Source organism: Bradyrhizobium sp. (assembly GCF_035570375.1).
In the GTDB taxonomy this organism is placed as follows: domain Bacteria; phylum Pseudomonadota; class Alphaproteobacteria; order Rhizobiales; family Xanthobacteraceae; genus Bradyrhizobium.
Window position 1 is genome coordinate 74,940 of record NZ_DATMLW010000237.1, and the last position, 6,035, is coordinate 80,974.

4 protein-coding genes are annotated in these 6,035 nt (G+C 59.4%); 2 read left to right on the forward strand and 2 right to left on the reverse strand.

Annotation, left to right across the window (positions count from 1 at the left end; translation table 11 throughout):
* The first annotated feature begins 416 nt into the window (after nucleotides 1-416).
* A complete protein-coding gene (locus VNX23_RS25910) occupies nucleotides 417-995 on the forward strand; it encodes an STM3941 family protein (RefSeq protein ID WP_325634410.1) in 579 nt (192 codons plus the stop codon).
* A gap of 532 nt (nucleotides 996-1,527) precedes the next feature.
* Here the strand turns inward: VNX23_RS25910 and VNX23_RS25915 are convergent.
* Complete coding sequence (locus VNX23_RS25915; protein WP_325634411.1) at nucleotides 1,528-2,289, reverse strand: hypothetical protein; 762 nt, start codon at nucleotides 2,287-2,289, stop codon at nucleotides 1,528-1,530.
* Nucleotides 2,290-3,449: 1,160 nt separating this feature from the next.
* Between VNX23_RS25915 and recJ the strand changes: the two genes are divergently transcribed.
* Nucleotides 3,450-5,291 (forward strand): single-stranded-DNA-specific exonuclease RecJ, encoded by a 1,842-nt coding sequence (gene recJ / locus VNX23_RS25920; protein ID WP_325634412.1) that lies wholly within the window; start codon nucleotides 3,450-3,452, stop codon nucleotides 5,289-5,291.
* Nucleotides 5,292-5,440: 149 nt separating this feature from the next.
* Here the strand turns inward: recJ and VNX23_RS25925 are convergent.
* Nucleotides 5,441-6,035: peptidoglycan-binding protein (locus VNX23_RS25925; protein WP_325634413.1), on the reverse strand; the 595-nt coding region annotated here is incomplete at its 5' end.

The following is a 6,035-nucleotide window of genomic DNA, read 5'->3' on the forward strand; positions in this document are numbered from 1 at the left end:
GCAGCAGGGCGCCATCAGGCGGCGATTGGCTACCCCAACAAGGAACGACCATATTTCCTTTAGTCCGATCCTTCCAGAGTACCTTTGGACCCGCGTTGCCGGAGCGCGTCCGCACTAATGGCTTGCCCGAGTCTGCTACGCACCGATCGCGGCCAAATTCTGCGGCGCAGCTAACTCGCGTGCCGGGTGGAGGAGCCGTCCACAGCATCAAAAGCGGAAGCCTGGCGTTCGTCCGCCCAAAGAGGCTCCTTAAAATCTTGGACAAACAATTACTAATGTTTAAATCGCGCTGGTTGTAGTCTCTGGCAATATCACGCGTACTGATCAGTGCAATCGCCATAAGCAGGAGCGGACACGCGTGTACAGTGATATCGCCCTTCGCAAGCATGGCTCGCTCCGAAAAATGAGAGCACGATATGTCGGACAAACTCAAAGCGAATGATTGCCTGGAAATCTGCGAATCGCGTGTCCGGCTCGGTTTCTTCCTTGCCGGCGGGATTTTGCTCACTCTCGGTGGATTGCTCATGACCGGAGCGTGTATCGGCGTTCTTCTTGGCTTCCTTGGACCCCCTCCAACAAGGGCTCGCCAATTCGTTTCGCCGATCCTGGCATTGCTGATTGGGGTTGCCGGCATCATTATGTTTGGATTTGCTGCTACTCAGGCCGCTGGCAGGCTGTTCGATTCGCGGCATCCGGTTCTTTTTTTGACTCGGGACGGTTTCAAAGACATCCGGATCAGCTCCGAGTGGATACCGTGGTCTACGATACTGTCTTTGAAAGATTATCGTGGTAAAGGCCTTGTTCTAGACGTTGATCCTCAGTTCTTGACGAAACTGCGACCAGGTTTTGTAACCCAATTTACAAGCATGGCAAATCGGCTCTTCGGCTATCGAGGTTTGTGGATCGCAGCATTCCCGCTCGAGAACATGTCAACGCGCGCACTTCTCGAAATTATGCGCGACCGAATTGAGAGGGGAGGACCATCCACGGGTTGAGGCCAGGGCAAGCAGGCTCCGGAGCGCGGCTGGTTCTGCATGATGTGCGAAGATCTAATACTCTGCAGAATTCCGCCATGACTCTTCCGATCAACGATGCGCTGACGGTTTCAGCGCCACGCAGTGCAAATTCGATCATCCCGCAAGCTGAATTTGTTGAGTCGCTCTCGACGCGCGCGCCGGAGGAAGCAACATCCCTATGGTTCAATCACTACCGGGCCGGGATCGGGTCGTGTCCACCGTGCTGCCGAAAGCAGAAGTAAATTTAGCGCATCCGGCGGCTGATCCGCTGCGGTCGTCATCTCTATAGCCGCGCTAAAAACGCAAATTCGAAAATTCATTCAAGCTGATTTGGTCGTCTGGCCTAGTGGAGTTGATTTGACATTCGCAAGAGCGAACATGTCCGATATTTCGGAAGTGAAGGCGCTCGTATTCGACCAACTGCGAAAACAAAACGGACAGCGCGTTAGGATTTCTTGACAGAATGACCTATGAGCCGAAACAGGCCGAGTTTCGGGCGGCTACGGTCAAACTATTTTTTTCTGACGTCCGAAACAAACTTGCTTAGAATTTCCGGCATGGACGCAGGATCCGCCCTTATTTCCATCGTTTTCCCCAATCCACCTTGGGGTGTAGGCACCTCGCGCGTAGCTTCGTTTCCGTATTTCGCAAGTGCTGCCTGCATTTCCGCCAAACCGCCTCGGCAGAGAAAGTCGTCATCTGTGCGTCTCGGCGCCGTGAAACTTTCCATTTTTAGCGCTGTTTTCACTATCGTATCGATCTCTTCGTCGGAAAACGTCCGAATGGATTTTACAACAGTCGGGAAAGTGGTGAGTAGCTGATCTTTGCGATGTCCCGGAGCAGAGCCATCTTTGCACTTTACTCCATCGATCAGAATAAGCTCATATGTATAAAGCCAAGTCATGGCCGCCGTTTTTCTTGGTTCGACCCCTCGAACTTCACCAAGTGCGGTGCTGATGCGGTCCAGGTTCGCAATGTAAGAAAAATTTATAAATGCGCTGGCACCTAACAACATCATGCTGTTCTGCCAATTCATGTTCAGCATAATTTCTTCAAATTTATTCGTGTTTCTGAAGAGCTGACTGAGCTCGGTGTAATGCCTTTGCGACAAAAGCGCGAATAACTCCGCGGCGTTTGCGGGAAGCGGCGGAACCTTTGCCGACGACGCAGTTGCAGGCGGCGGCGCCGCCGATGGCGCTTGGGCAAGGAGTGCCCCCGGAAAAAAGAGACAAAGCGATCCGCCAACGACTGCCGCCCACCGACCCGATCTCATGGTATCACCACTGCAAACGTTGTTCGATCATAGTCACCCGCCAGCACAACCATTGGTCGTACACTATTGTACTCGACCCGTTTGGCCAAGAGCGTGCGCGTCAAAGACGCGCGTGAACGCGCTGATGGCCGCCCCGCTTCGACGAAACGAATAGCGCTTGACGCAATGAAGGCAGGAGTTTGCCGGGACCCGTCATCGCGAGCGGCAATCCAGTCGTTTCGGCAAAAGGATTCTGGATTGCTTCGTCGTTTCACTCCTCGCAATGACGATGGATCAAGCATTTGCTCAACACTTGACATGACTTTGGCTATGAGGACTGATTTGCCCGTCGTGCCAATTCGCCGCAGGCGGTACGCGTTGATCGGAAGCGCAAATCAGTCGCAGATTCGCGTCATCCCGCCCTGATCAAGAGGGGCGCTTCGCGATCGTCACGAACGTTGGGCGCGGGATGCGATGGACGCGGGCACTGTCGATATGACGAACGACAGCGCCAGCGGACGGCGAAGTCGCGTGGTCCTGATATCCCGACGCTGATATCAAGCTGGCGGGATCATCCGCCGGTGATGGTGGCAAGAAAGCCCGGCTCACCAGGGAGAGCGCGAAGGAAACCGTTAAAACCATTCGCGCAGGGAAGGCCGATTGCAAAAGGCGTACCTGTGGTGACTGAAGCTTGCGTGTCTTTTCGTTTTGCACGCAAGGCTATGGGTGCGATCTTCGCACCGGCTTTCCCTGCGCCCTCGGTTCTTGGGCGGACAAGTGAGATACATGGCTCGGGCGCCTTGCGCCGCGAGAGTAATAAACCGTGGATCGACGAATCTAAATCATTGAAGACATGGCAGTCTCGCCTATCTTGCACAGGGCTATCGCATATAGCGGTGCATCTTTCTTATCCCTCCCCCGCGAAAGCGTCGGGAGGGTGCATAGGCGACCTTCGGTCGCCGTCCTTAAGAAGCAAAACGCCGATGCTTTGCATCGGCTTTGCGCGAAACGACGGTCGAGTGGGGGTGCCGATTTGCCGTAAAAGTCCCACATGGATGGTGCTTCTTGAAAACCCCCACCCCGGCTCGCTCTCGCTCGCCGACCCTCCCCACAAGGGGGAGGGAGAAGAAGGCGTCCCGCATATTCATATGCGATTGCCTCGCTTATCTTTCGCAAGCCTCATGACGCTTCCCGCATCCGCACTTCCGCTCGAAGCCGCGCCGGCCTTTCTCGGCGTGTCGCATTCGCTCACCGGAAAGCTGTGGCGCGACCGGCTCGATGCCCGCGGCGCGGCGCGGGCATTGGCGATCGCACAGCGTCATCAATTGCCCGAAATGCTGGCGCGCGTGCTCGCGGGCCGCGATGTCGAAATCGATGCGGTGGCCGACTATCTCGATCCGACCATCCGCAAATTGATGCCGGATCCGCACACGGTGACGCAAATGGAGACGGCCGCCAGACGAATTGCGGATGCGGCCACGCGAAACGAAAAGGTCGCGATCTTCGGCGATTACGACGTCGACGGCGCCACCTCTGCAGCGCTGCTGGCCTGGCACCTGCGTCATTGTGGGCTCGACCCGCTGATCCACATTCCCGACCGGATTTTCGAGGGCTATGGTCCCAATGTCGAGGCGGTGCGCGCGCTCGCCGGCAAGGGCGCCACGCTGCTCGTGACAGTCGATTGCGGCACCACCAGCCTTGAGCCGCTGGCCGAAGCGCGACGGCTCGGCCTATCGGTGGTCGTGATCGATCATCATCAAAGCGGCGATGAATTGCCCAACGTCGATGCACTGGTGAATCCGAACCGGCCCGACGATCTCTCCGGTCTCGGTCATCTTGCTGCCGTCGGTCTCGTGCTGATCACGCTGGTGGCGGTCAATCGCGAGTTGCGGAACAGGGGATTCTGGACCAGCGAAATGCCGGAGCCTGACCTTCTGGGGATGCTGCACCACGTCGCGCTCGGCACAGTTGCGGACGTTGCACCGCTGGTCGGGCTCAATCGCGCCTTCGTCGCCAAGGGGCTGATCGCATTGCGCCGCCGTGACCATGTCGGTCATACCGCACTGATGGACGTCGCCCGCTTGAACGGTCCGCCCGAGGCCTGGCACCTTGGTTTCATGCTCGGGCCCCGCATCAATGCAGGCGGGCGGATCGGGCGTGCCGACCTCGGGGTGCGGCTGTTGCTGGAAGGCGACATCTCGGAGGCGGCGCGGATCGCGGCCGAGCTCGACCGCTTGAACAACGAACGCCGCGTCATCGAGCAGATGGCGGAGGCGCAAGCCGAAGCCGAGGCGCTGGCCTCGCTTGGTCTTGAAGACAAGGCTTGCGTGATCGTCACCGCCGCGGAAGGCTGGCATCCCGGCGTGGTGGGCCTGGTCGCTTCGCGGTTGAAGGAAAAATTCGCGCGGCCCGCCTTTGCCATAGCACTCGAGCCTGGCGGCATCGGCACCGGCTCGGGCCGGTCGATCGGCGGCGTCGATCTCGGCAAGGCGGTGCGGCAGGCGGTTCACGACGGCGTATTGCTGAAGGGCGGCGGCCACGCCATGGCCGCGGGCGTGACGTTGCGCAAGGAACAGCTTGCCGAATTCCGCGCCTATATGGAGGGCGCCCTCGCTCATGACGTGGCGGCCTCACGCCATGTCAACGAAATCTTTGTCGACGGCGCAATCAGCGCGCGAGGAGTTACAGCCGAACTGGTAGCTACACTCAACCGCGCCGGTCCGTTCGGCAGCGGCAACCCCGAGCCCGTGATTGCGCTGCCCGCGCATCAGCTCGTTTACGCCGATGAGGTGGGGCAGGCGCATCTGCGCGTGCGGTTCAAATCCGGCGATGGTGCGATCGTCGACGGCATGGCCTTCCGTTCGATCGGACAGAAACTGGGCGAGGCGTTGGCTGCCCATCGCGGCCAGCTTTTGCATGTGGCGGCTTCGCTGGCGCTTGACCGCTGGCAGGGTAGCGAGCGCGTGCAACTGCGCGTCATCGACGTGGCGGTGCCGGATCAGGGTCCAGCGGTGATCCGCTAAATCAGTGCCGTCATTCCGGGGCGCGAGCCCTGCGACAAAATTGATGTAAGCATCGATTTTGCGCCAGGCGAGCGAACCCGGAATCCGGAAGTTGTTGTGAAAGATTCCGGGTCCGCGCTGACGCGTGCCCCGGAATGACCAAGAAAGGATCAACTGCCCTGACGCAACCGCGCCAGCACCTTCAGCCCGCCGTAACCGTCCGCCGGCGAGAGCCCCATTTTGACCTGATAATCGCGGATCGCCTGCATGGTGTCGTTGCCGACTCGGCCATCGGTGCCGCCGGTGTCGAAGCCCGCCTTGGTCAGGCGGACCTGCATTTCCTGAATCTCGGCGAGCGTCAGCGCGCGCTCGGAGCCGGGGAAGGGCTGGATGAAGGGCGGGGCGCCCAGAATACGGTCGCCGAGATGGCAGATCGCGAGCGCATAGTTCATCGACGGATTGTAGCTGCGCACGGCGTAGAAGTTCGGACCGAGCAGGAACGCCGGCCCGCCCGGCACCGGCACCCACAATTGCGCCGAGGCATTCGGCTGCGGAAACGGCTGGCTGTCGGCGCGGCTGACGCCGGCGTTCGACCAGGTCGCATAGGTACGGCTGCCTTTGCCGCCGCCGGAAGCGCGGACCTCATAGCCCCAGTGCTCGCCGCGGCGATAGTTGCCGCGGCTGACGAGGTAGCGCGCGCTTGAGCCCAGCGCATCATCCGGCTTGCCGAACGGCGAGACTCGCCCGTCGCCGTCATAGTCGATG